This is a genomic window from Psychrobacter proteolyticus (assembly GCF_038155145.1).
GTDB classification, from domain to species: domain Bacteria; phylum Pseudomonadota; class Gammaproteobacteria; order Pseudomonadales; family Moraxellaceae; genus Psychrobacter; species Psychrobacter proteolyticus_B.
The window spans coordinates 35,624-60,714 of sequence record NZ_JBAKAY010000011.1; the positions used below are offsets into that span (position 1 = coordinate 35,624).

The 25,091-nt window shown below is 42.9% G+C and carries 20 protein-coding genes; 9 read left to right on the forward strand and 11 right to left on the reverse strand.

Annotated features, from left to right (window positions below; all coding sequences use genetic code 11):
- Positions 1-29 precede the first annotated feature (29 nt).
- The 3 genes from V6252_RS12560 to V6252_RS12570 all read left to right on the forward strand — a co-directional run bounded on the left by V6252_RS12560 (position 30) and on the right by V6252_RS12570 (position 3,589).
- Positions 30-1,295, forward strand: coding sequence for an MFS transporter (locus V6252_RS12560; RefSeq protein ID WP_425355881.1), 1,266 nt, complete (start codon positions 30-32; stop codon positions 1,293-1,295).
- Positions 1,296-1,515: 220 nt separating this feature from the next.
- Positions 1,516-2,361, forward strand: a complete 846-nt coding sequence (locus V6252_RS12565; protein WP_201579655.1) for an IclR family transcriptional regulator — start codon at positions 1,516-1,518, stop codon at positions 2,359-2,361.
- Positions 2,362-2,494: 133 nt separating this feature from the next.
- Complete coding sequence (locus tag V6252_RS12570; RefSeq protein WP_341610667.1) at positions 2,495-3,589, forward strand: NADH:flavin oxidoreductase/NADH oxidase; 1,095 nt, start codon at positions 2,495-2,497, stop codon at positions 3,587-3,589.
- Between the two features lie 255 nt (positions 3,590-3,844).
- Here the strand turns inward: V6252_RS12570 and V6252_RS12575 are convergent, their stop codons facing one another.
- From V6252_RS12575 to V6252_RS12585, 3 genes are all read right to left on the reverse strand, one after another.
- Entirely contained in the window at positions 3,845-4,159 is a 315-nt protein-coding gene (locus V6252_RS12575; protein WP_341610668.1) for a hypothetical protein, read from the reverse strand.
- A 247-nt stretch (positions 4,160-4,406) separates the two neighbouring features.
- Positions 4,407-4,865, reverse strand: a complete 459-nt coding sequence (locus tag V6252_RS12580; protein ID WP_341610669.1) for a HEPN/Toprim-associated domain-containing protein — start codon at positions 4,863-4,865, stop codon at positions 4,407-4,409.
- A 74-nt stretch (positions 4,866-4,939) separates the two neighbouring features.
- Positions 4,940-5,980 (reverse strand): hypothetical protein, encoded by a 1,041-nt coding sequence (locus tag V6252_RS12585; protein WP_341610670.1) that lies wholly within the window; start codon positions 5,978-5,980, stop codon positions 4,940-4,942.
- 907 nt (positions 5,981-6,887) lie between these two features.
- On the opposite strand from V6252_RS12585, the gene V6252_RS12590 reads away from it, so the two are divergent.
- Positions 6,888-7,187, forward strand: a complete 300-nt coding sequence (locus tag V6252_RS12590; protein ID WP_341610671.1) for a hypothetical protein — start codon at positions 6,888-6,890, stop codon at positions 7,185-7,187.
- Positions 7,188-7,234: 47 nt separating this feature from the next.
- Here V6252_RS12590 and V6252_RS12595 read toward each other — a convergent pair whose 3' ends face one another.
- Together V6252_RS12595 and V6252_RS12600 are read right to left on the reverse strand one after the other, a co-directional pair.
- Positions 7,235-7,882, reverse strand: a complete 648-nt coding sequence (locus V6252_RS12595) for a glutathione S-transferase (protein ID WP_341610672.1) — start codon at positions 7,880-7,882, stop codon at positions 7,235-7,237.
- A gap of 115 nt (positions 7,883-7,997) precedes the next feature.
- Complete coding sequence (locus tag V6252_RS12600; RefSeq protein ID WP_341610683.1) at positions 7,998-9,530, reverse strand: phosphatase PAP2 family protein; 1,533 nt, start codon at positions 9,528-9,530, stop codon at positions 7,998-8,000.
- Between the two features lie 256 nt (positions 9,531-9,786).
- On the opposite strand from V6252_RS12600, the gene V6252_RS12605 reads away from it, so the two are divergent.
- Positions 9,787-10,803, forward strand: a complete 1,017-nt coding sequence (locus V6252_RS12605; protein WP_290179017.1) for a bile acid:sodium symporter family protein — start codon at positions 9,787-9,789, stop codon at positions 10,801-10,803.
- Between the two features lie 309 nt (positions 10,804-11,112).
- Here the strand turns inward: V6252_RS12605 and V6252_RS12610 are convergent, their stop codons facing one another.
- The 4 genes from V6252_RS12610 to V6252_RS12625 are packed head-to-tail and all read right to left on the reverse strand — an operon-like array spanning position 11,113 to position 15,089.
- Positions 11,113-11,916, reverse strand: coding sequence for an SDR family oxidoreductase (locus tag V6252_RS12610; RefSeq protein WP_296210416.1), 804 nt, complete (start codon positions 11,914-11,916; stop codon positions 11,113-11,115).
- Positions 11,917-11,933: 17 nt separating this feature from the next.
- On the reverse strand, positions 11,934-12,896 hold the full coding sequence (locus tag V6252_RS12615) for an SDR family oxidoreductase (RefSeq protein WP_341610673.1): 963 nt from the start codon (positions 12,894-12,896) through the stop codon (positions 11,934-11,936).
- Positions 12,889-13,776 (reverse strand): bile acid:sodium symporter family protein, encoded by an 888-nt coding sequence (locus tag V6252_RS12620; protein ID WP_341610674.1) that lies wholly within the window; start codon positions 13,774-13,776, stop codon positions 12,889-12,891. Before V6252_RS12620 ends, V6252_RS12615 begins: the two co-directional genes overlap by 8 nt.
- Positions 13,773-15,089 (reverse strand): flavin-containing monooxygenase, encoded by a 1,317-nt coding sequence (locus V6252_RS12625; RefSeq protein ID WP_341610675.1) that lies wholly within the window; start codon positions 15,087-15,089, stop codon positions 13,773-13,775. Before V6252_RS12625 ends, V6252_RS12620 begins: the two co-directional genes overlap by 4 nt.
- 396 nt (positions 15,090-15,485) lie before the next feature.
- Here V6252_RS12625 and V6252_RS12630 point away from each other — a divergent pair, with 396 nt between their 5' ends.
- Both V6252_RS12630 and V6252_RS12635 read left to right on the forward strand, forming a co-directional pair.
- Complete coding sequence (locus tag V6252_RS12630; protein ID WP_341610676.1) at positions 15,486-17,795, forward strand: TonB-dependent receptor; 2,310 nt, start codon at positions 15,486-15,488, stop codon at positions 17,793-17,795.
- 147 nt (positions 17,796-17,942) lie between these two features.
- The gene (locus tag V6252_RS12635; protein ID WP_425355882.1) at positions 17,943-19,661 is read left to right on the forward strand and encodes a multidrug ABC transporter permease/ATP-binding protein; all 1,719 of its coding nucleotides are present in this window, start codon (positions 17,943-17,945) and stop codon (positions 19,659-19,661) included.
- A gap of 201 nt (positions 19,662-19,862) precedes the next feature.
- Here the strand turns inward: V6252_RS12635 and V6252_RS12640 are convergent, their stop codons facing one another.
- Entirely contained in the window at positions 19,863-21,368 is a 1,506-nt protein-coding gene (locus V6252_RS12640) for a PepSY domain-containing protein (RefSeq protein ID WP_341610678.1), read from the reverse strand.
- A gap of 433 nt (positions 21,369-21,801) precedes the next feature.
- Here V6252_RS12640 and V6252_RS12645 point away from each other — a divergent pair, with 433 nt between their 5' ends.
- Together V6252_RS12645 and V6252_RS12650 are read left to right on the forward strand one after the other, a co-directional pair.
- Positions 21,802-23,982, forward strand: coding sequence for a TonB-dependent siderophore receptor (locus V6252_RS12645; protein WP_341610679.1), 2,181 nt, complete (start codon positions 21,802-21,804; stop codon positions 23,980-23,982).
- A 66-nt stretch (positions 23,983-24,048) separates the two neighbouring features.
- On the forward strand, positions 24,049-24,795 hold the full coding sequence (locus V6252_RS12650; protein WP_341610680.1) for a siderophore-interacting protein: 747 nt from the start codon (positions 24,049-24,051) through the stop codon (positions 24,793-24,795).
- A gap of 69 nt (positions 24,796-24,864) precedes the next feature.
- Here the strand turns inward: V6252_RS12650 and V6252_RS12655 are convergent.
- Positions 24,865-25,091, reverse strand: a 227-nt coding sequence (locus tag V6252_RS12655) for a Na+/H+ antiporter NhaC family protein (RefSeq protein ID WP_341610681.1), incomplete at its 5' end; no start/stop codon positions are given.

Below are 25,091 nucleotides of genomic sequence, written 5' to 3' on the forward strand. Positions count from 1 at the left end.
TCATTCTCACAACGTTAAGGATATAAATTGTGAAAAGTGTCGCTATAACTGCAGATCCAAGTATAAGCTCCACTCAAAAACAACCTTGGAAACTGGCCTTTGTTTTTTGTTTTTTAGTTTTACTATGTGATGGGGCTGATATCGGTATTCTTGCCTTTACCTTATCAAGTCTAAAACTAGAGTTTGCACTGACTAATGTACAAGCTGGCGCTTTAGGCAGTTGGTCGTTATTTGGTATGGCAATCGGTGGGTTCTTTGGTGGTTGGGCTTGCGATCGCTTTGGCCGAGTACGTGTTATCGTTCTTGCGACTGGCATGTTCTCTATATTGTCTGGTTTTAGTGGATTGGTGCAGAGCTATGAGCAGTTTGTCACGCTACGGGTTATTGCCTGCTTGGGGCTGGGTAGTCTTTATATCGCTACCAATACGCTTATGTCAGAGATGGTACCTACCAAGCATCGAACCACTGTACTTGCTGCATTAATGACTGGATTTACTTTAGGCTCATTGGTTATCACCAGTGTATCCGCTTGGATTATCCCTAGCTATGGTTGGCGTACTCTATATCTACTGACGTTTTTGCCGATACTTTTGGCAGTATCAATGTACTTTTTGGTACCTGAACCCCAGTCTTGGAAAGACGCTCGAGCACTAAAACTGAGCGGCGCACTAAATACTTTCAAAAAAGCAGAGAACCCATACAAAGCGATAATGGAGAATCCGAAACACCGTATCATGTTTATCCTATGGTCAATGAGCTCAGGACTTTTGTTATTCGGCTATTTTGGTGTCAGCAACTGGCTACCTTCTTATCTAGAAACTGAATTGGGTATCAAGTTCAAAGAAATGGCACTGTATATGGCGGGAACGTACCTGACTATGATGTTTGCCAAAGTCGTGGCTGGATTTATGGCTGATAAAATCGGACGTAAGATAGTATTTGCCTTTGGTACGATGGGCACCGCATTGTTTATTCCTATTCTAGTGTATATGCATACTCCAGAAAATATCGGTTGGTTAATGATCACCTTTGGTTTCTTATATGGTATCCCCTATGCCATCAATGCCACCTATCTAACCGAAAGTTTCCCTACTGCTATCCGAGGTACTGCGATTGGTGGTGCATTTAATATCGGACGGCTTGGCTCTGTAATTGCTCCTGTTGCCATTGGTTATATGGCCATGCATAACTCTATCGGCGCAGGTTTATTACTTATGGCAGGTGCATATTTCTTATGTGGTCTTATCCCTACTTTGTTCATTAAAGAAAAGCAGTACGATCCACAACAAGCCTAACCATACCTCTTATAACGTATAACGCTACCGTTCATACCGCATAGCGAAACAATAGTTTCTCATTATGCTATGCTGAGAATGTGAAAGTAAATTGATATAATATAATCAAAGAGACAGTGGGTAACTGTGGGCTGATATTAGCTCACAGAATGCTATGAATAATGAAGTTTTGTGATTTTATAACGCTTGTATGAATTTGATTGGGGATAATAGACGACATATGACTAATGATACCCTTGCCGATGAAGACACTAACAATGAGATGCATATTGAACTGTTAGAACCCATTGCAGAGATGAGAGATAAAAACGACAGACAGTTTGTCACAGCGTTGGCTCGAGGGTTAGAGCTGCTGCGTTGTTTTACCCCGCAGCGACCTTATCTAGGCAACCAAGACCTAAGTCAGCTGACAGGACTTCCTAAAGGAACCATTACTCGTCTGACCTATACGTTGGTCAAATTGGGATATTTAAAACAATCGACCAATAGCAGTAAGTACCAGCTCTCAACAGGGGTACTAAGTTTTGGTTATACCATGATGACTAATATCTCTATCAACAACCTTGCGACTCCTTATATGGAAGAGCTAGCAGATTATGCCAATAGTGCCGTTGCCATGGCTACTCGTGATCGACTAATGATGGTGTATCTAAACGTTGTGCAAGGCCAAGGAACTACGACTATGCAACGCAATGTCGGCTCTTACCTACCTATTCATTTAAGTTCGATGGGGAGAGCCTGTTTGGCGAGTATGCCACCTGCTGAGCAAGAGTTTATCCTTAATGCGATTCGTAGTAAGTATAAAGATGATTGGCTAAAGATTAGACGAGGATTAGACAAAGCCTTTCAAGACTATGAAGACTACGGTTATTGTTTTTCAATTAGTGAATGGCAAAAGGATGTCAATGCGGTAGCCATTGCGCTGATGCACCCGACAGAAGGCTTGCTCACTTTTAACTGCGGCGCACCAAGCTTTATCCTCAGTCGTACCAAACTAGAAGAAGACATTGCCCCTCGCCTACTGCATATGAAAAATATGATTGAGAGTAATCTATATATTAGCTAGCATCACTCAAATGAGCCCTATAAAAATAACGATTTATCTCCACCAACTATTCAAGCGGTAATCATATAAATCATTCATATCGCTTTTGCATTTTATGTTACATGCCTTTAGACGTGTTTTTTGAGGATTCACCATGAGCCAGCTTTTTTCGCCTTTAAAACTTGGGCAACTAACACTAGATAACCGTATTATCATCGCCCCTATGTGCCAGTACTCTGCCAACGATGGCGCGGCAAGCGATTGGCATACGATCCATTTGGGCCAAATGAGTTTGAGCGGCGCAGGACTACTTATTTTAGAAGCGACTGCGGTCAATCCACAAGGGCGTATCAGCTATGCTGATTTGGGATTATGGGATGACAGGACGCAAGCGGCACTGGATAAAACGCTAACAGCAATCAGGCAGTACAGTCCTATGCCGATAGGCGTACAACTTGCCCATGCTGGACGTAAAGCGTCAACCGAAAAGCCATGGGACGGCGGCGATTCGATTGCCTCTGAGCAGTTAAATGGCTGGCAAACGGTAGCACCGTCGGCGCTTGCGTATGACGAAAGTTCCACTGTGCCCACAGCAATGGAGCAAAATGACATTGATGTGCTAGTAAGTGATTTTGTAAATGCGGCAAAACGCGCCGATACGCTAGGCCTTGATTTGATTGAACTTCACGGTGCCCATGGTTATCTACTACATCAGTTTTTGTCGCCACTTTCTAACAAACGTGATGATCAATACGGCGGTAACCTTGAGAACAGAATGCGCTTGTTACTTGAGGTGTTTACAGCGGTTCGAGCTGAGTTTTCAAGTGAAAAGCCTGTGGGCGTGCGTGTGTCTGCAACCGATTGGGTTGAAGGCGGCTGGGATCTCACACAAACGATTGAGCTGGCTAAAGCATTAGAGGCATTAGGCTGTGATTATATCCATGTGAGCACCGCAGGACTTAGCCCAGACCAGCAGATCCCTGTAGAGCCTAACTTCCAAGTGCCTTTTGCAACCGCGATAAAAGAAGCCGTAGATATACCCGTCATCGCAGTGGGCTTAATCACCGAAGCCGAGCAAGCGCAAAGCATCATTGCTGAGCAGCAAGCGGATGCGGTTGCATTGGCACGCGGTATACTTTATGACCCGCACTGGCCTTGGCACGCTGCTGCCGAGCTTGGTGCAAAAGTAAAAGCGCCTAAACAATATCTGCGCTCAAGCCCGCACGGTAAGCCTTCTCCAATAGAGTGATTGTGATTGTAATTGAACAAAGATATAGACTGAAGACATTACTTGCTTTAGTCTATGTTCTAACTCGCTAGACTTCGAGCTGAAGTAGTTATCTCTTAATAAGTTAGGCAAGAATCAGGGTGTTTAACTTGATAATGGGAGGTATATCAATGCCCAGCTCAGGCGCAAAAAGCTGAAGCGCAATTTGTGCCAAAATTGACGCTCGCACCATTGGAACAGAGGAAGCGACAGTTGTCTATCGCTTAGAGCTATTTGCTAAGGCTCAAAGGCAGTAAACAAAAAAACCAGGATTAATTGCATTCCCGACCAATCATATTGTGAAGTCTTGGATCTATTTTGCTCACACTCTGCTATTTTTCGATAAAATTTCTCTTGAATCCCTTCTTTATTCAGCAATTCCCCTTGATATTTACCCAGTGACCTATCAAACCCACGCCACTCAACTAAGGTATAATCGCCATTTTCCTTTAGCACGTCATCTCCAAGGTATAACTCTATGCTACCAGCAAGGTTATTGATGTTTACTGATTGCTCTCCAGTTGGACCAATCGTCGGGTAATTTTCAGCCAAAGGTAAATCCGGATAATGTAATACCCGAATATTTTCTGGTAAGTTGGTTTTCTCAAGCGATTTTTTTGCAACATAAGCAGCTGTATCGTTATCAAGAAATGCAATAATTTTGTTTCTAATACCTACCCAACAAAGCTTTTCACTTGAGAGACTAAGGAGCTAGCACCTCCAGACGCATTAGCTACTCCAAAATCCATGAACCTGTAATAGTCAGCCAAATGGGGATATAGTAGTTTTAGTGAACGCTCTATAATTGATTTATCCGATGAGCCTTTGAACTCAGCGGAACTTGACTAAATCTAAGCTCTTTAAAGCCAGCAATAAAGTCATCAATAGTCACACTGTTTAAGAAGTTATACTCTTCTATATAATATTCAGGCATTCCATCAGGGCGGTCATCTGAAAGGAATGACCTTCGCTCATTAACACTATCTTCAAATTGACGTTTAACAAACGCCATGGTGTAGCCCATCACCTCCAAACGTTCGATAGCATTTTTTACAGAAGATTTATAATGATGTGCTGTTTCAAGGCACTCTTCCTCGTCTTGAAGTTCTCCCCAAACTAGCGAATTCCGGCTGCCTACTTTTTGTGTAAAAACATTCTTGTCAGACTCAGTGAACAGCGTCATCACCTCTGGGTCAACGTAACTTTTTGATGACAACACAGGATAGTCATCTATATATAATTCAGTACATGAACCCATTTAACTCTCTCAAGCTCCAACGTCTAAATCAGGTGCGCCGCGGGCACCGCCTGAATTTCATTGTTAAGCAAATTTTAATATAATCCTTGATATACTGGAGTCTTGAACCAAATCTCTCCAAGGTTTTTTGTGCTCCACAAATCGAACACATAGCCATTTTCTATCCCACCATGTTGCCTGCTCAATAGATTTATTGAACAGCCGATGTCTTGTAAATACTGATATTGGAGCTTCAGGGCTTCTTGACTTGTTCTCGCTTTTTTGAAGTAAAGGGCTGTTTCTTTTGTTTTCCCATCACCACTAGCTACAGGCTTTTTCTCAGAAAAAACATTGGTGATCTTTGATCCCTTTTGAAAACATACCTCAACTAAATGATGTACATTCCATGTAATAACGGGATGAAAAATCTTCTTTGTATTTAGGAATTCAAAAATAGAGTAACTGCAAATTATAATGCTTTGAATATTTTTGTGATCAAGCCTTTTTTTCTCAATAGTACCTTTTCCTAGCTCCCCTGAAGATACCAAAAGGTTGTTCCCATAGTTTGGGTGAACAAATTCACATAAATAATCGTAAGTATCATTTGCATCAGTAATCTCTTTGGTCAATTCTTTAATGGCATCATTAATATGTATAGCCTCATCACTCTTTGACTTTGAGTTATTTTTACCCTCTCCCGAATAGACTCGATTTAGAACCTCTTCAGATTTAGATATTATTTTGTCGATTTTTTCAATGCTTCCCTGATTCTTCAAATTGTCTAGCATCTTTGAAACATTATTAACGAGGTAGATCAAAACAGCTAGTTGCTCTAATAGCGAACGCGTATTATTTGCAAGAGATAATGGATTCTCTGTTTCTATTGAATGTATGATCGCTTGAGCTAAAAGGCTAAACTTATAATTGAATAGCTCTATGCAGTAAAAGGTACTATCTGCAATGTGATACAATCTTTTTGAAACCATATTCAATGGTGGTGATAATTTACTGGATCTCTTTTCAACCTGGTCTCTTACTTCACTGAATCGTTCGTCATGGTTTCTTAAGAAGCCAGTTTCTTCTATTTCAGCTACGAATTCGCGCAAAGATTTTAACGTATTTTCAATATTTTCCATAAAAAATTTATTAACTCGATATATGCTATTCGCCTAGATATAATGTCTTCTACACGGTGTTGCCTCCGCTTTTCGTGAGTTAACTTAATTAAAAGCCAACGCCATAGCTACTCTATTAAATAACTAAGTAGTAGAAGCTAACACAAATAAAATTAGCATATTTTTGTCTAATCTTATACATAAAAATCTAATAAAGTCCCCTATATCCAACTACAATCTCCGTCACCACATCATTGCCTTCCTGCCATGGCTGAAACTTAGTCATGGCTTGTACAAATAACGGATGTTCCAACCAGTGTTGTAGCCACAGATGTAGCTTGGGATAAGGCAAACTATAAAAGACATCTCGATCCACATAGGCGAATTAGAGAACGAACGGCATATTACTAATATCAGCGATGGTCATACTACTCCCTAACAAACAAGTCCTGTCAGTTGGCAACTCTTCCAAAACTTGACTCATTATCAATATTCTGTCTGAGTCACCTCTAGATGACGATCCGAATACGTATTAGACAGCGTATTGTGAGTCATTTACCTTGTTGCCTATTACCATAACAGCATACGTTATTCATATCATAATCCATGAATAATACAATCGATTAATATCGTAACTAATAAGCTTTTCAGAATGCATTAGGGCTCTAGTGGAAAAACTAATTGATAATATTTAGTAAGTATCATCTCTAAAGTGTTGCTAGCTTGCCGACCTTTCGCAAAAAGCTCCTAAGATTGTATTAATGGTTCAGTATCTGCTAGAAAAAGTCACCTTTCTTTAACTTTCATAAAAGTACGTAACGCTATGACTCGCTATTATCTACTTATTCAATAAAGCGACGTTCAACTCAGATACCTTTAACCATTAAATAAAAACTCTTACTTATAATCAGCCTAAAAGGACCTTACTATGAAAAACTTCAACATGAAAAAAATCGCTATCAGCTCATTATTGGCCGTATCTACTTGCTTTGCTATGATCGGTCCAGCAAATGCTGCCCAACAAGTTGTCGTGGTCAAAGACAAACATCAGACAAAACAAGCAGTCGTCGTTAAAGCAAAGCCCAAAGCGAAACAAGTGGTTGTGGTTAAAGCAAAGCCTAAGTCCAAGCAAGTTATCGTAGCGAAAGCAAAACCTAAAGCCAAAAAAGTAATCGTTGTTAAAGACAAACATCCAGCACAAAAAGTGGTCGTTGTGAAATCAAGATAGACCAAGCAAGTCCGATACCCTATACAGCTTATGTAGAACCCGCTATATTAAGCAGAGAACACCACTACCTCATCGTCTTCCTGCCATGGCTGAAACTTAGTCATGGCTTGTACAAATAACGGGTGTTCCAACCAGTGTTGTAGCCACATCTGTAATTTCGGGTAAGGCAAACTATAAAAAATATCACGATCTACATGGGCAAACTGGCGAACAAACGGCATGATACCAATATCAGCAACCGTCACGCTATTGCCTAGTAGATACGTATGCTTAGTCAATAACGCTTCTAAATCCTGCAGAAAAATTTCACCTTTTTGTCGATATTCTATTTGAGTCATCTCAGGGTGAAGATCGGCATATTTGTAGCGATCGAGCCACTGCTTAAACTCATTGTCGTTTTGTGCTATCAAAGCATTGGCCTGAGATAAAACGCTTTCATCCAGCAGTCCTTGCGAATCTTTTTGCTTAAGCGCCCACATCATGATCTCTGCACTCTCTTCAATGACGGATCCATCTGAAAGCTGTAATACAGGAACCGTGCCTTTTGGACTAATCGCTAGCATCTGATCTGGCTTATTCTTTAGCGTGATTTCCCGTAGCTCTACTGGCAACTCGGCGAATATTAGTCCGAGACGAGCGCGCATAGCATAAGGACAGCGACGAAAAGAGTACAAGCGAGGCAACGAGGTGTTCATAGATTCCTCCATAGTTGAATAGGAATTAAGCAATAGGTAAATAATAGGTAAAAAGCAAACAAAGAAGAATTAGCAGACGCAAACCTACTGACATTAATAGTTATTAAGGCGCTGTTTAATAGGTGACAGACTTATAATTGGCCATAGTTTCTACTAATGACTGTGGTAGATAAGCATCTTTCAGGTGCGCGTGCGGATAATGCTGCTCAATCCATGATTGATAGTTATAGACAGTTAGCGTACCACAATATAATAAATATAAAACCTGCACGCCGATGCTACGTGACAACCCCATTACGCAATGAAAATTAATAAGTGTGATGAGGCTAACCTTTACCTGACTATTTTCTACCTGACTACCCTCTACCAAATTCTCATTATTAGCGGTTATCGGTTGTGTCTCTGCTGATTGTATCAACGCTTCAATTTGTTGAAATAGATCAATGTAGTCTTGGAGCAATACATCATTTAATGGCTGCAAATCCAACAAAGGTAAATACAAGTAATGAACTGTCGTACTCACGCTGCTATTAGCAGCTATTTTAAGATTATGAGCGTGGCTAGATATCTCAGCAGCCAAATCAACAACAATAATTTGATAGCGAACTGTAGGCCGATTGCTTTCTGTCGAACTCGGCAATTCTAATGAGCTGGAGCCAAATAACCAATACGTTAAATAACTACTTAGATCCGTCTGCATCAAGCGAGCTGAAGCAACAACTTTGACCTTGTCATTAATAGCATACGGCGTGAGTGGATACTTTTGATTTTTGGAGAAAACTTTAAAATACCACTGCCCTAAAAGTGACATGCCATTGTAAATAATAATGATTGGCGCAAACTTCATCCAAGTATATACCGTGAGTCGACCGCTACTGGATTTTTGAAACCAGCGTGTATCCCGCATTTGCCTGACCTGTTGATAGGCACAAGCCAACATCGTAAAACTAATCAGCCAATATGCAGCAATGATGATAGCTAAAGTTTCTATAGACTCAGACGCTATCATACTCATATTAGCAAAGTAAAACCCTGCTATCGCTATCAATAAGAATCCTATTACTCCTAGTGTCAGATGCTTGATTACCAGTGCATTACGGATTCGATTTGAGAGTATCAGCACCAACACTGCCAACACTGCTCCGCCGAACATATCTAGCAAATGGTGTTGATACGTCAACACTGTCGACAGGGCAATCAATGTACATATGCCAGTCAGCAATAATCGATAAGCCGCTAAAATCCATCTCTTTTTAGACGCTACAACATCCCATAATGATACGCCAAGCAACATGGCATAACTGACATGCAATGATGGGAGCTGATTGAATGGCTTGTCCACCAATTGCAAAAACTGATAGCCAAATTGCGTCCAATCGTCAGGTATCGAACGATTGTATGAGAAACGAGCAGGATAAAAATAGAAAATTAAACAGGCAAAAATGGTCGTCAAAATTAAGCGGTAGGTCAATAGAGATAATTGCGTGGACGTCCGCACTAAGAAAAAACTAGCCACAAATAAAATCAATGACCAGCTATAAGGAACAATCATAGCGGGAATGAAAGGAACCATGCTGTCAAATGGCGTGGCAAGATTATGAATTTGCGATGGGTAGAGTGTATATAAAGATACGCTATAGGCAGTCATCAAATTATAAAGCAAATAAAATATCGATAACGCAAGACCTAGGTGTTTGAATCTAGTTAAATTTGATGGAGTTTGCAACACCTAGTACCTCGTTTGGCTATTGAATAAACATTTCAAAAAACTTTGGCAATATAATCATAGTTAAAGTTGTCATAATAGCAACTTATTGTTGGCTAAAAACTGCCCAAACCCATTGGAAATACAGTGATTTTGAACTTATACTTGACTATTTTCTGGACTTAGAAGGATTTGAGAAATGCAGTTTTTGAGGATGATAAGTCAGCAGTTGAGTCGATTTACGGCATTGGTTATTATTTTAGCGGCCGCAGTGACATTTATAGAGCCTGCGACTTTTTCTTGGGTGACAGGTGATACCCAAGTCATCGTTCTGGGTGTCATTATGCTCGCAATGGGTATGACACTAGGTAAAGAAGACTATAAGGTGTTGGCCCAGCGCCCGCTTGATATTTTTATCGGTTCAATTATCCAATATACCATTATGCCGATATTAGCGATTAGCGTGGCTAGATTGTTTGACTTATCGCCTGGGCTGACACTGGGTCTAGTATTGGTTGGTACTTGTCCTGGTGGTGTGTCTTCAAACATTATGAGCTACCTTGCCAAAGGTGATGTGGCGTTTTCGGTAGGTATGACCACCGTATCGACCATCATTGCACCGTTAGTGACGCCACTTTGGCTCAATTATTTAGTTGGTCAGTCTGTAGAAATGGATGGCTGGGGTATGTTCCGCTTTATGCTATTAGTGACATTGTTGCCAGTCGCTATCGGCTCTATGTTAAACATACTATTTCAAAACAAACACTGGTTTAATGATGTACGTGCGGTGATGCCAGGCGTGGCTGTATTAGCTTTCGCCGCTATCGTCGGTGGCGTTGCCGCTGTATTTGGTGATCAGTTCTTGCAGTCAGGGCTAGTCGTTATCTTGGCCATTGCGGTACACAATATCGTCGGCTATGTATTGGGCTACTACTCAGGTGCCTTATTTGGTATGAGCAAACCCAAAAAACGCACCATATCTATCGAGGTTGGCGTACAAAATGCAGGTCTGGCCACGGGCTTAAGTACGAAGTTTTTCCCTGGCAATGCAGAGTCCGCCATCGCTGCCGCCGTCGCTTGTATTTGGCACTCTGTTTCTGGCTCTATATTGGCCAATATCTTCGCTTGGTGGGATAAGCGTCAGGAAGCGAAAAATCCTACCGTCATCGAGACTGAAGAGACCATGGAGCTTGGTAAACCAATCAGAAATCATTAGTACTAATAAAGATAATACTAAGCTAGGTGACATTGAACTAGGTGATATTGAACTAGCTAATAAAGTTAAAACGCTATGAGTTAAAACACTATGCTAGATTATTATTTCTAGCATAGTGTTTTCTAACAAAGCACCTTCTAATACAGAGTCTTTCAACATAGTGTTTTTTAACATAGTGTTTTTTAACATAGAGTCTTTTAACATGGTGGCTTCTAATATAGCGCTCTCCAGCATAGTATTTTTAGAACAGCACTGTCGACAATTTGCATGAACTACTAGCCTCTCTTCTAGGTTCTCACTTAACGTAGTCTACCGTAACTCATTTCCAAAACGTTTACGCACCTGACGCAAGTATAAAGCTGGCGCAATACGCCACAGTAAACTGCCAAAGCGTGAGATAGGGTCCGGCAATATCCAACGTTTGCGCCGCTGCAAACCTTGATTGATCTGTTCGGCCATCCACTCAGCACTACGCATATTACCGATCATTGACCGTGGATGCTTTGCGATACTGCCATCACGGCCGAGCGCATGGTTCTCGATAGGTGTATCAAGAAAGCTGGGATAGACCATAAGGATATGTATACCTTCAGATTCTAGTTCCAAGCGCAATACTTCAAAGAACTGTGTCAGCGCACCTTTTGCCGCACAATACGCTGCTCGTCCAGGAACTGGCATCCAGCCAGCCATTGAGCCGATACATATAATTTGACCTTTGGACTCTCTTAGCATCGGTAGCGCAGCCATAGTCAGCTCCACTGCCCCCTGCCAATCTACCGCCATTACTTTGCGAAACACCGCAGGATCAGTCTGATGTGCTGGTGATCGATGGGTAATCCCAGCATTGTTCACCAATAGATCAAGACGGCCAAAGCGCTCGCTAACTTGCTCAATAAGCGCAGCAATATCATTAACTTGAGTGATATCAGTGACGACTGTCATGACTCTAGCAGAGTCCTCTAACTCACGAGCGCGGGCGATCAGCGCTTGCTCATCTATATCAGCGAGTACTAAGTGATGTCCAGCAGCATACCAGTGCTGTGCCATTGCCCAACCAAGTCCTGATGCAGCACCAGTGATTAAAGTAATATTTATTGATGACATTGGTGGCATTGATGATTTTCTCCCTATCAAGGTTTACGCAATCCATTGCATTCGATGAAGTACTCGAAGGTTTCGGCAGACGTTTTTTCTAAACAATAACCAAACTCTTCTTTAAGTCGCCTGTTACTCAGTACTGGGCGATAACGCAAAAAATTAACCTGTTCTGGTCCTGTTGGCTTACCGGCCCACTTTGCCACCTGTAAGCCAGCTTTAACCAAACCCACTGACAGGGTCAATAGCGGTTTATTAAGTCGGTTTGCGATATCCCTCATCGTCAGTGCGCCATCGCCTGCCATGTTGTAGATGCCAGATTTATTCTCGCGAATTCCCATTTCCATAGCACCAATCACATCTTGATCCCAAATAAACACAAAAGGCGACTCACTGCCTTTGAGCGCAAGCACACGCGGTGCCATAAACAGACTGGTAATTTGATTGCGCGTATCAGCGCCTAGTACGGTGCCAGGTCGAAAGATCAGCTGCTGTAATTGTGGATGCTGCTCGCGAAAATCTGCAAGCATTTCCTCGACCTGCCTTTTGTGATCCGAGTAAGCAAACTCAGGGTTACCGCGTAGTGCATCTTGCTCATCAATCCATTCAGGATTGTCAGCATGATATCCGTAAGCAGCACCCGAGCTGGTGAGTGTTATATGTGCGACATCTTCTTTGATACAGCAATTAAGTACGTTACGCGTGCCATTGACATCGATATCATAGTCACGAGCACGATCTTTTGACGCTTGTAAGATAGAAGCGAGATGCACGACATGGGTGATGCCCTCTTCTTTTAGTAGCGTTGCCAAACGCTCATCACGCACGTCTAATACGTGAATTGGAAAGTCTAGATCATCGCGCTTGCGGATGTCCGTGCCGACCACATGATAATGAGCAGCCAGACGATTGCCCAGTTGATGACCGATATAACCTGCGGCACCAGTGATTAATATGCGTTTATTCACTATGCGTTTATTCATTGCGCTTTTATTCATAGGGTATCCGTGCCCAAATTTGTGAAAGTGTCAGTCCTGACACTAAATGCCATACACCCCAGAATGCCGTAATCAGCATCATGCCGCCTGCTTCTGGGAAAAAAGTAAATAAAATAACCAGTCCTAGCCCTGAGTTTTGTATTCCTACTTCTAAAGTCACCGCGCGCCGATCCGCGACTGGCAACTTGAGCATCAGCCCCATGCCATAACCTAAAAAAAGTGCCAATAAATTATGACCAACGACCAACCAAAAAAAGCTATGGAAACGCTCTAAAAATAGCGCAAAATTGCTAGAAAAAGCGATTGCGACAAAAACTATTAGTACAAGCAGCGAGAAAATACGTAGCGGTTTTTGGATATGTACGACCAGATCAGGTAAGCGTCGCCCTGTTACCATCCCTAGCACTAAAGGTAACGCTAACACTAATAGAACCAGTAACAGAATACTACTAGGCTCAATCGTTATCTTTGTCAGATACTCACGCGTGTGTGGGTTAAGCCAACCATAAAAGGCAAAATTGACTGGTGTTAATATAGCCGCAGCGAGACTTGATACCGCAGTCATACTAACTGACACCGCGACGTTACCGCGTGCCAGCCAAGTCATAATGTTAGAAAAACTACCACCTGGGCAAGACGCGACCAAAATCATTCCTAGCGCCAACTCAGGATCGATATTCAATGCCCACGTAAACAGGCACGTGGCTAAGGGTAGTAGAAAGAACTGAGCGAACAGACCCGCTATCGGCGCAATAGGAGATAAAATGATACGCTTAAAATCTTCAATACGTAAACTCAATGACACGCCAAACATCATTAGCGCCAAAATGAGATTGAGCAGAATTAAGCTCCGTGGCTCAAACGCCACTGCCGCTATCATACCTCTGATGCCAATACAGGCTGTTCTGTTTCAAGCTCAGCGATATGCTTGGACAGCGTCTCTAAGTATTCATCTTTGTTCACGTAATATGCCATACGCGCAAGCTTAATGTAATCATAGCCACCATCGAGCGTTTTGCCTGCACGCTTACGTTTCACTTTATTGAACTGTTTAACGGCTGCTGTATTTTGCTGACGCTGCTGAATATATAGTGCAACGAGCCTAGCTTGTTGATTTCGACCTTCCCACCCTAGCCCTGCTGCCTCAACCATACCCATCATAAATAAATTATTATGCTTAGGGTGAAAGACATTCATATAAAGCTGCGGCGCGTCATGATTGGCAGGCCAATTAAGCTGAGCGCGCTCAATAAATGGATAATCTAGTAAATACCCAGTCGCCATAAGAATCAAATCATAATCCTGACTTTCCCCATCACTAAAGGTCGCCGTATGACCATCGATGCGGCGAATATCACGACGCGCTTTAATATCGCCATGACCCAAATGATGTAATACCAATGAATTGACCACAGGGTGTGATTCGTACATGCGATAGTTTGGGTTTGGCAGTCCATAATCAGAAGGTTTTCCGATGACCATACGAATCATCGCCGCATCCATGCGCTGCTTGATTGGGCGCGGTAACTTTAGTTTTCCGCCTAGCGTGTCAATGGGCTGACCCTTGATAAATTTGGGAAGAAAGTAGTAGCCGCGGCGCAGACTGATATCTACTGATTTGGCATGATGTACCGCGTCAACAGCGATATCAGCGCCCGAGTTACCACAACCAACGATCAACACACGTTTGTCTTTAAATACTGACGGGCTACGATATTCAGAGGAATGCATCAACGTGCCGGCAAACGTACCCGGCAAGCTTGGGATATTGGGGGTATGTAAAGTACCATTTGCCATGAGGACACCATCAAACAGTCGCGATTGCTTTTGACCATTGCACTCGCTAACTAAGCGCCAACCCTCCCCTTCAGGCACCATGCTGATCACGCGCGTGGAGAATTCATAATGTGATTTTAGATTGAACGTATCTGAAAAATCGCGGAAGTATTGACGGAGCTGGGTATGATGAGGATACGCCGCGACTGAGTCACTCATAGGAAACTCTTTGAACTCCGTCATACGTTTGGACGAAATCAAATGGGCACTTTCATACATGGTACTGTGCGGATTGTCGATATCCCAGAGGCCCCCTACATCTGTGTGTAGCTCAAAGCCGACAAAAGGAATATTGAGTTTTTGCAAATTTCGGGCTGCAGCAAGCCCCATTGGACCTGCCCCAATTACTGCGTACATAAGCGCCACCTTAGAAATCCATTTCAATTATATAAATCAGTCAATTCCGTTTGACTGCACCTCTGGTGGGCGATACCAGCGTACTCCATGCCCGTGATAAAACAATAGCATACATTGATACATGAACTGGCTCAAATGAATAAATTGTCCATACAGACTACTTATAATAGGTAAACCCACCCTCTGCTTTATACTTCTTTTTCGCTTGCTCTATACAGCCTAATCTTCTCCCAAATATAAAAGCACTGCCCTATTTATAGATGATGCTATTAGCACCTTATCAAGCAACAGCCGTAGTTTACCAAACCTAGTATATTTAAAATTGACTCAGTAATTCATTGTAATAGAAATGATTATCATTATAATAACGATTTAAATTACATTCTGGAAATATTCATGCAACTGTCTCGCTTATCTGCTGCTTTGTTTCGTCTTAACTCTCTGAATGTGTCTGGCGCTTCTCTACGATTAGCGTCCATACCTTCACGTTTGCTATCAACGAAATCGCTACCTCTAAAATCACTATGTTCAGTCATCATACTAACCACAAGTCACTCAGCATGGGCGCTAGTAGATGATGCAGATAATCAAACCACCCCTAACGTAGTACTTGATACTATCGTCGTGACCAGTAGTGCTGATGCGTCAGCAGATGGATTACCTAGCGCATATGAAGGTGGACAGGTGGCGACAGGCAGCCGCGTCGGACTCTTGGGCAATCAAGACATCATGGACACGCCGTTCTCTACCACCTCATATACCAATGAGTATATCGCCAATCAGCAAGCGCAAAGTGTGGGCGATCTACTCAAAAAAGATCCTACTGTACGTGTGGCAAGAGGTTTTGGTAACTTTCAAGAAGCCTACTTCATGCGTGGCTTTATCACCACATCAGATGACACCATGTATAACGGTCTATACGGCATCTTACCAAGACAGTACATTGCAACTGAATTATTCGAGCGCGTCGAAGTCCAGCGCGGTGCCTCAGCGATGTTAAATGGCGCAGCACCGAGTGGCGGTAACGCAGGTGGTACAATAAATTTGCTACCGAAACGTGCTGGTAATGAGCCGCTACGTCAGCTAACGCTTGGCTATGGTCAAGGTGACCAAGGTAAGGTCGCAATCGATGTCAGTGATCGCTTTGGTAGCGATGATGCTATTGGCGTTCGTTTTAATGCTGCTTATCAAGATGGTGACAGTGCTATTGACGATGAATCATCGACCTTGGGTTTGGCTGCCCTCGGTTTGGATTATAGAGCGGATCAGTACCGACTATCAGCTGATTTGGGCTGGCAAGACAACAAACTCAAAGAGACTCGTCCTAGTGTCAATCTTGGTGGGGTGTCTAGTGTACCAAAAGCACCAGACGGCTCAAAAAATTGGACGCAACCTTGGACCTACTCCGATGAAGAGGATGTCTTTGGTACCATTCGAGGAGAATATGATTTTACTGATAACATTACCGCTTATGGTGCTTACGGTGTGCGAAGTGGCGAGGAAGAAAACTCACTAGCCAATTTAACCGTCAACAACGTTGATGGTGCGGGTACAGTTTATCGCTTTGACAATACTCGAGAAGATAAAGTACAAAGCGCCGAGCTCGGTCTGCGTGGTAAATGGCAAACGGGTGAAGTGGCTCATAATTGGGTACTAGCAGCTGATCTCTATGACCAAGAAGAAAAAGGTGCATTCGCGTATGATTTTGGTAATCAACCCGCGACCAATTTGTACCACCCTACCGACTACGCTGAGGTCCCTTTTACAAGCACAGCAATCTTCGGTGGTAACTTAGACGATCCAAAACTAACCAACAAAAAGCAGTTTCAAAGCTTTGCGTTAGCAGACACGATCTCACTGTTCGACGATAAGCTAAAAACTACGGTAGGCGTGCGTCATCAGAACTTAAAAACCACCAGCTATGATGCTAATACACAAGCAGAAACTGGTAGTTATGATGAAAGCGCATGGACACCAAGTGTCGGTATCGTTTATCAGCCAACAATGGACTGGTCTGTGTATGGTAATTATATCGAAAGTCTAGCACCAGGAAAAAGAGCGCCTCTAACTAACGATAATGGCGCTGTCACTAATGGTGGTCAAAATCTAGATCCGTACGTGAGTGAGCAAACTGAACTGGGTGTGAAATATGACAATGGCATGATTGGCAGTAGTCTCGCTGTTTTCCGAACTGATGAACCGCGTGGTTATATCAACAACTCAAATACGTTTACTGCTGCTGGAGAAAATCGTCATCAAGGTGTGGAGTTGACTGTCTTTGGTAGCCCAAGTGAAAACATGCGCCTAAATGCTGGTGTTACTTACTTAAGTGCTAAGCAAAAAGACACTGGTGATAGTGCATTAGATGGCAATCGAGTGATTGGTGTGCCTACCTTACAGAGCAATGTCAACCTAGAGTATGATTTAGCCGCCGTTGAAGGACTGACATTAACGGGCGATATTATCCACACAGGCTCTCGTTATTCGGATAATGCCAATACCTTAAAGGTTGATGGTTATACTACCTTAGACCTTGGTGCACGCTATCGCACTATGCTGGCAGGACAAGACGTTACTCTAAAAGGTATGGTAACCAATGTCACAGGTGAAGATTATTGGCAGTCAGTGGGTGGTTATGCAGATTCAGGCTATCTCAATGCGGGTGAACCAACGGCCTTAAAAGTATCAGCAACGTTCGATTTTTAAGCTTTATTAGTAGGCTTTCTTAGGTTCTATAAAAGGGATTAGGCGCGACCTACTCCCTTTTCTGCTATCAAAAATTTATTTTATTACTGAGTTACTATGTCTTCTCATACTACAGCGTCCTCTCGTACGACCGCTTCTTTATATCATATGATTTGGGCGAATTATCGTCTGCCTTTTCTTAAAGTCATTCTGCTAAATTTGGTCAATGCCGCTGTCAGTGTGGGTATTATTGCCTATATCAATCATACCTTTATCAGTCAGCCAGTATTTGATACTTTATCTTGGCTCAGCTTGACGCAGTTTTCACTGCTAGTGTTGTTACTGCTAGTGACGACATTTTTATCGCAATATGCCTTAACGCGATTGGGGCACCGATTTGTCTATGAGCTTAGAACCAAACTGGTCAAACAAATCATCGATACCACCGTTCCTCAGATAGACCATTTGGGTAGTGCACGCTTACTTGCCAGCTTGTCTTCAGATATTCAATCAATTACCGTTGCTTTTGTCCGTATGCCAGAGCTGGTGCAAGGTATCATTTTATCTGTTGGCGTTGGGCTATATCTAGGCTGGTTGTCGTTGCCATTATTGTTTATTGTCATGTTTTGGATTGTGATGACGATTTGGATAAGTACCATATTGGTCAAGCATGTCTACACGCATTTGACCGAATTGAGAGAGATTAATGACGCGTTATATCAAGACTATCAGTCGATAATAGAGGGTCGCAAAGAGTTAGCACTTAACCAACACCGAGCAGAAAAACTGTATACAGATGATTTTTTGGCTCATGCTAAATCGTACGAGAAGACCGTGACCAAGTCTGATACTTTTCATCTATCAGCGGTGAACTGGTCCAATATTATGATGTTCGCATCGATTGGTATCGTGTTTGCAGTGGCCAATTATCTAGATATACCAATGGGAGTTGCTACTACTTTTTCTTTGACGATTTTGTTTATGCAGTCGCCGCTCCTACATGCGGTGGGTGCGTACCCAACATTGCAGACTGCTCAAGTTGCACTAGAAAAGATACAGTCTTTAGAATTGGCCGAGCATCAGCCAAGCTTTGCGACAGATACTGTTGCACAGGACTGGCAGTCCATAACTCTGAATAATATCAATTATCGCTATGTAGGCAGTAGCAACAGTAGTAATGCACCAGACACAGCAGTTAATGATAATGCTCAAAATAGCGACAACAGTGATAACAACCAAAACCCTGCCAATAATATCTTAAAGTCCGTCAATTTAACCTTGCAACGAGGTGACGTGGTTTTCTTAATCGGTGCGAATGGTAGCGGTAAATCCACCCTTGCCAAAATCATTACTGGTATCTTTACTCCTACTACAGGAACGGTACAAGTCGATGGACAAAGCGTTAATTCAGAGAACAATGCCGATTTTAGACAGCTATTTTCTGCGATTTTTAGCGACCAACATCTATTTAAGCAGCTGATTGGATATGAGGGTAATGATCCTGATGCGGCCCTAGTATCTGACTGGCTGCATAAGCTCAATCTACAAGAAAAAGTAAGTGTGTCTGACCATAAACTCTCTACAGATAAGCTATCACAGGGTCAGCGCAAACGCTTGGCCATGCTAATCGCTGTCGCCGAACAAAAGGACATATTACTGCTCGATGAGTGGGCAGCCGACCAAGACCCTGCTTTTCGTCGCGTATTTTACCAGACGCTCATCCCTGAGCTAAAAGCCATGGGTAAGACACTATTTATTATTAGTCATGATGACGGTTATTTTGAGCATGCTGATCGATTATTACTGATGAAAGAAGGCCGTCTCGTTGAGCTAAATGCCGAAGAGCGACAGCGTGCCAGTAAAGATGCCATTGCTATGCTCAAGTAAGCAATACTTTAACTACTAGCATGAACCGGGCTATTTCAATCCCATAAAACGTTTGATCAATTTTAAGCTAAGTAGCAGTTAATCTGAGCATTTTTTGAAATAATCCATTCTTAAAATCAGCAATTTTTAAGCAAAAAAAGGAGCGCCTTACTATAAGGCGCTCTTTTACTATATAAGGAACAACGATATCTTACCGTTCGCTTATTTTAACCATTCCTGCAAAAACCCAACTCGAGAAATCACCAAGAAGTCTAATAGCGCGATAGCTACAATCGTGATAATAGCAGTCGGGAATATGATAGCCACAACTAATAAAGGAATAGCAAGCGGCCACCAGACGGAAACATTTAAGCCGCGAGCTGGTGGGTTTAATCCTACGTTATTACTCGCCTGACGAGGACGACGCTGCCACCACATGATATAGCCACTGACACAAATAGCGATTACTGCTAGGCAAAATAGTACATTAGCCAGTACGCTCCACCATCCGAGTGTGCCCATATGCAGCGCGATACCAGCCGCCATAAACTTACCAAACGCATTATAATCATCAAAATGAATATCAGCTAAGACATTACCCGAATAACGGTCGATATGTACCGTACGATCTGCTATCGGACTTTTCATATCATAGCTCATTGAGTCTTGGCTAATGGTCCAGACGCCTGTACTACCTTGTGGTAGGTTCAATTGATAACGCCCTACAAAACCGATTTCACGAGCGTAGCGATCCACCGTATCAATCATAATGGGTATATTGGCGGCGATACCATCTTTGCCCTTGGTCGTACCTGATACAGGCATTGGCGTCAGCTCAAGTACCCAAGGAACTTCTTTGGTGTCGCTTGAGTTTAGAGCACTGCCATGTGTGGGTGCATTAGTATGCGCCTCAGACGCTGCCGCACCATGTACATGCGGCGCTGGTGTAGACTCTTGCATAGCAGCATGCTGACTGTGATCAATCGATACGGGAACAGGCGCAACACCCCACTTACCCGCAGGAAACTGGCTCCATGCCTGCACCACTCTCTCACCCCATACACCTGCCCATGCCATGCCCGATATGCAGAAAAACAGTAGCAGCACAGATATCCAACTACCCAATGTCGCATGAGTCGTACGGATAAAAGAGCGTTTTTTCTTATTGGTTACGCTCTCATTAGGTATCAGCATAGCTTTGACTGATTTACGTTTTTGCCACCACAGATACCAACCAGACAAAATCATCAAAATAGTCAATGATGCCGCTGTTTCTAACAAATAATCACCGACTTTACCAATCAGCAAGTCACTGTGGATATCATTAAACGTACTATAAAGACCGCTACTGGTAGGCACACTTTGGACTATATCAGCCGTATAAGGGTTGACTGCCACCATGTTGCTTTGGTCGTCTGATTTTATCTGAAATAAAGCCACCGTATCAGTATCACGAGGGGCGATATATTTAACCAGTGTGCTATCAGGCAAGGTGCTCAGCGCGTTCTTTGCTTGAGTAGAGACAGGTGCTTGAACTGTAGACTCTGGCACGACAACCGTTAAGCGGTCGTTGTCACGTCCTACTGAGTTGGACATAAACAGCATACCGAGCGCCGTTATCGCCAAGACAACTAAAAAGGGAGCAACAAAAATACCTGCATAAAAATGCCAACGCCACACTGTGAAATAGCGTTGGTTGTTGGTGGATTGGTTGGAGGGTGTGTCCATAAATGTGACCTTAAACAATCTTTGGTTGCTCAATAAACAACGTAAACCTATCGATAATCATGGTATATCTGCTTACAAGACCAATCTTAAAAGGTCTCGTAAAGATCTAGCATGACGCCGTACAGTGACGTCGACAGAGCAATGCAAAAATTCTACTGTAAATAATTGTATTCAGAATGCTGCTGCATAATACGAGAAAAGTCTGACAAAAACCATCGTTTAAAACACATCGTTCAAAACAGTAAGTCTGCGTGACTCTATTCGCAATACTCTGTCTTTAGCCCCTTATTGACAGTGCAAATACTTCTCAAAACTGTCTCGTTGTAACTTTTTAATGATAATAATTATCATTAGTGTTATTATTAGCGTCGTTATAATTTTGCTTTAACTGTCACAAATAATATTTAATCATTTTAGTCCAAGAGGAAATCTGATGCGGTCTCATCTAACCACTAACGTCATTCGCAAAAAATATCTTACTACAGCAGTACAAATTGGCCTGATTATGGGTATGAGTCACGCCGCTTACGCTGTAGAGACGACAAACAATACTGAAAACGATGAGGCTGCTACACCATCAGCCACCTTAGATGCTATTACCGTCTACTCAGATGGCTATCGTAGTACTGGCACCAAAACTGCACTTGACCCAAACGATGCGCCAATGAGCTATACCAGAATCGATCAAGACCTGTTGCAAAAGCGTCAGGCAGACAGCGTCAATGCTGCATTACGTTATGAACCAGGCGTGAGCTCTGAGAGCCGCGGTACAGTATCTGTCTTTGATGAGTACAATATCCGCGGGTTTAAAACCTATTCAAACTTTTATGACGGACTAAGACTGCCCTACGATGGCGCTTGGAACCTAATGCCACAAGTCGATGTCTATGCGACTGAAGCGGTAGAAGTCGTGAAAGGTCCTGCTTCATCCCTTTATGGCTATGCAGCACCCGGCGGTATGGTGAACCAAATAGCCAAAGCTCCTAAAAGCACTCAAGAGAACGAAGTACAGCTACGACTCGGCAATCAAAACCTAAAAGAAGTGGCCGTCGATAGCACGGGTCCTATCACGGACACCTTAAACTATCGCCTAGTCGCGCTAAAACGCCAAAAAGATGGTCAAATGCAAACCACAGAAGAAGAGCGATTGCTGATTAATCCATCGCTTGAATGGCAAGCGACGGATGATGTCTCAGTACTTGCTAATTTGTTTTATCAAGATGATCCAGAGATGGTACCTTCTACCCCATTGCCTGCTGTCGGCACCGTCTACAAGGCAAGCTATGGCAAGCTTGACAGTGATGCCTATGCAGGCGATAAATGGAATAAATTTAGTAAAGAAGTATTTATGCCAAGCGTCACCGTAAACTGGGATATCAATGATAAGTTAATGTTTAAACATATCATGCGCTATACCGATGCCGAGGCGCAGCAACGCAATATGTATAACAGTGGAGGGTTTGTAGATGGCAGTGACACGATTCTCAATCGCGTGGCTTATACCACGGATGAGAACATGAATAACTGGACCACGGACAACCAGCTTGCCTATAAATTCAATACAGCTAACACCTCACACAATCTACTGTTCGGTGTTGAGTATCAAGAGACAGATAGCAGCGCGACTTACTATGATGCTGGGGCAGATGGCACGCCAAATCTTGATTTATCTAATCCAAATTATTCACAAATCAATGCTGACACTCTGCCATTAGATGCTTATCGTCAAGAGGAAGATATCGAACAAAGTCAGCTTGGTTTTTATGTACAAGATGAGATGAAGTGGAAAGACTGGACCGTAGTGGCAGGCTTACGTCACGATAATTTTGACAGTATTACTGAGCAAACCAAAGCCACTGAAGGCGTCATCTATAGCGACAAAACAATTGACAATGATGCCTCAGAAACCAGTGGTCGTTTTGCTGCTATTTATGACTTTGGTAATGGTTTCTCCCCTTATGCCAGCTATTCAGAGTCATTCCAGCCAGTGGTCGGTAGTAACTTTATTACCAATGAACCATTTAAGCCAACCACTGCCGATCAAGTAGAAGCTGGGGTGAAGTACTTGTCAAAAGATCGTGCCACTCAAGGAACGCTTGCCGTATTTGATATCACACAAAAAAACGTCGTAGTAGCGGATGAAATCAACTACAGAAGCCAAACGCAAACTGGTGAAATTGAATCAAAAGGCTTTGAGATATCAGGCAGTCGCATGCTCAATGACTGGGTAGATCTCGCGGCAAGCTACAGCTACACCGATGCTGAGATCACAGAAGATGAGTTCAACCCTGATGTAGTCGGCAATACCCCTGCTCAAACTGCCAAACACAAAGCCACGCTATGGGCAGACTACTATGCTACAGACAAACTCACTCTAAATGCTGGCATTCGTTACGAAGACGGCATGCAGATTGATAAACAAAACTCCGACGACTTACCCAGTGTGACGCTGGTAGATGTCGGCGGCAGCTATCAGATAAACCCAATGCTCGCGGTGGGTGCGAGTATCAACAATCTGTTCGATAAGACCTATGTTGGTGCTTGTTACGATATCAATAACTGCTGGATGGGCCCTGAACGTCAAATGTCAGTCAGCCTAAAAGCCAATTTTTAATAAAATTTACAAGCAGCGGGTTGGTTCTATCAGAAAACCAATTCGTTGTTAGAAGGAAAATACAATATGGCAAAACCTACACCAAGAGTACTAGAAGTTATTGGCACTAGATACATTACGCCAAATATGTGCCGTGTCACGCTTGGCGGTGCTGGCATGGTTGATTTTCCTATCGATCAAGAAAGTGCTTATATCAAACTGATATTCCCTCAAGATGCAGGTAGCCGCCCACTGATGCGTACTTATACTATTAGCGTGCAACGTGATGATGAAATAGATGTTGATTTTGCTTTACATGAGACGGAAGGACCTGCATCGGCATGGGCACGAAATGCGCAAGTCGGTGATCAAATTCTGATAGGTGGTCCAGGGCCAAAAAAAACCATCAACAATGAAGCAGATTGGTTTTTATTAGTCGGCGATATGACTGCGCTACCGGCGATTACGGTCAACTTAGCCCAGTTGCCTACTGATGCTCGTGGTTACGCAGTACTTGAAGTGACGACTGAGGCAGATCGTCAGACGCTCAAAAAACCAGAGAACGTCGAGATACATTGGGTGATTAATGCGCATCCAAATCCAGACGATAGCCCCTTACTGAACTGTGTTAAATCATTGAATTGGCTTGATGGTCAACCTGCTGTATGGGCAGCGTGTGAGTTCCATAGTATGCGTGCACTGCGCCAGTACTTCAAAGTTGAGCGCGCGATACCAAAGACGCATTTATATGTTTCTAGCTACTGGAAAGTCGATAGCACAGAGGATCAGCATAAAATCGTCAAAAGTCAGGATGCGCAAACGGAAGATCAGTAAATACAGATTTCATATTCAAAAAAAGGCGTAGCTCATATGAACTACGCCTTTTTTATAAATCATCACCTATCATGCTTCGACCACCTTCCCCTCTTTCACTCTACTAATAGTCAGCCCAGTGAACCCGAATAGCAGTGTCAGCAGCAGTGACAAATAACAGAAGAACGCATAAGGCAAATAGTCTAGTACCGGCACCCCTAACGCCTGACTGATAAATACCCCGCACACACTCCAAGGCACTAATGGATTAATCACCGTTCCCGCATCCTCAATCGTCCGCGACAAATTCTTAGGAT

What these genes read in the sequence shown, in the direction of transcription:
- V6252_RS12565 (WP_201579655.1), top strand. Translation starts at nt 1,516, where the DNA reads ATGACTAATGATACCCTTGCCGATGAAGACACTAACAATGAGATGCAT.
- V6252_RS12570 (WP_341610667.1), top strand. Translation starts at nt 2,495, where the DNA reads ATGAGCCAGCTTTTTTCGCCTTTAAAACTTGGGCAACTAACACTAGAT.
- V6252_RS12580 (WP_341610669.1), bottom strand. Translation starts at nt 4,865, where the DNA reads ATGGGTTCATGTACTGAATTATATATAGATGACTATCCTGTGTTGTCA.
- V6252_RS12585 (WP_341610670.1), bottom strand. Translation starts at nt 5,980, where the DNA reads ATGGAAAATATTGAAAATACGTTAAAATCTTTGCGCGAATTCGTAGCT.
- V6252_RS12590 (WP_341610671.1), top strand. Translation starts at nt 6,888, where the DNA reads ATGAAAAACTTCAACATGAAAAAAATCGCTATCAGCTCATTATTGGCC.
- V6252_RS12595 (WP_341610672.1), bottom strand. Translation starts at nt 7,882, where the DNA reads ATGAACACCTCGTTGCCTCGCTTGTACTCTTTTCGTCGCTGTCCTTAT.
- V6252_RS12600 (WP_341610683.1), bottom strand. Translation starts at nt 9,530, where the DNA reads ATGACTGCCTATAGCGTATCTTTATATACACTCTACCCATCGCAAATT.
- V6252_RS12605 (WP_290179017.1), top strand. Translation starts at nt 9,787, where the DNA reads ATGCAGTTTTTGAGGATGATAAGTCAGCAGTTGAGTCGATTTACGGCA.
- V6252_RS12610 (WP_296210416.1), bottom strand. Translation starts at nt 11,916, where the DNA reads ATGCCACCAATGTCATCAATAAATATTACTTTAATCACTGGTGCTGCA.
- V6252_RS12615 (WP_341610673.1), bottom strand. Translation starts at nt 12,896, where the DNA reads ATGAATAAAAGCGCAATGAATAAACGCATAGTGAATAAACGCATATTA.
- V6252_RS12620 (WP_341610674.1), bottom strand. Translation starts at nt 13,776, where the DNA reads ATGATAGCGGCAGTGGCGTTTGAGCCACGGAGCTTAATTCTGCTCAAT.
- V6252_RS12625 (WP_341610675.1), bottom strand. Translation starts at nt 15,089, where the DNA reads ATGTACGCAGTAATTGGGGCAGGTCCAATGGGGCTTGCTGCAGCCCGA.
- V6252_RS12630 (WP_341610676.1), top strand. Translation starts at nt 15,486, where the DNA reads ATGCAACTGTCTCGCTTATCTGCTGCTTTGTTTCGTCTTAACTCTCTG.
- V6252_RS12635 (WP_425355882.1), top strand. Translation starts at nt 17,943, where the DNA reads ATGATTTGGGCGAATTATCGTCTGCCTTTTCTTAAAGTCATTCTGCTA.
- V6252_RS12640 (WP_341610678.1), bottom strand. Translation starts at nt 21,368, where the DNA reads ATGGACACACCCTCCAACCAATCCACCAACAACCAACGCTATTTCACA.
- V6252_RS12645 (WP_341610679.1), top strand. Translation starts at nt 21,802, where the DNA reads ATGCGGTCTCATCTAACCACTAACGTCATTCGCAAAAAATATCTTACT.
- V6252_RS12650 (WP_341610680.1), top strand. Translation starts at nt 24,049, where the DNA reads ATGGCAAAACCTACACCAAGAGTACTAGAAGTTATTGGCACTAGATAC.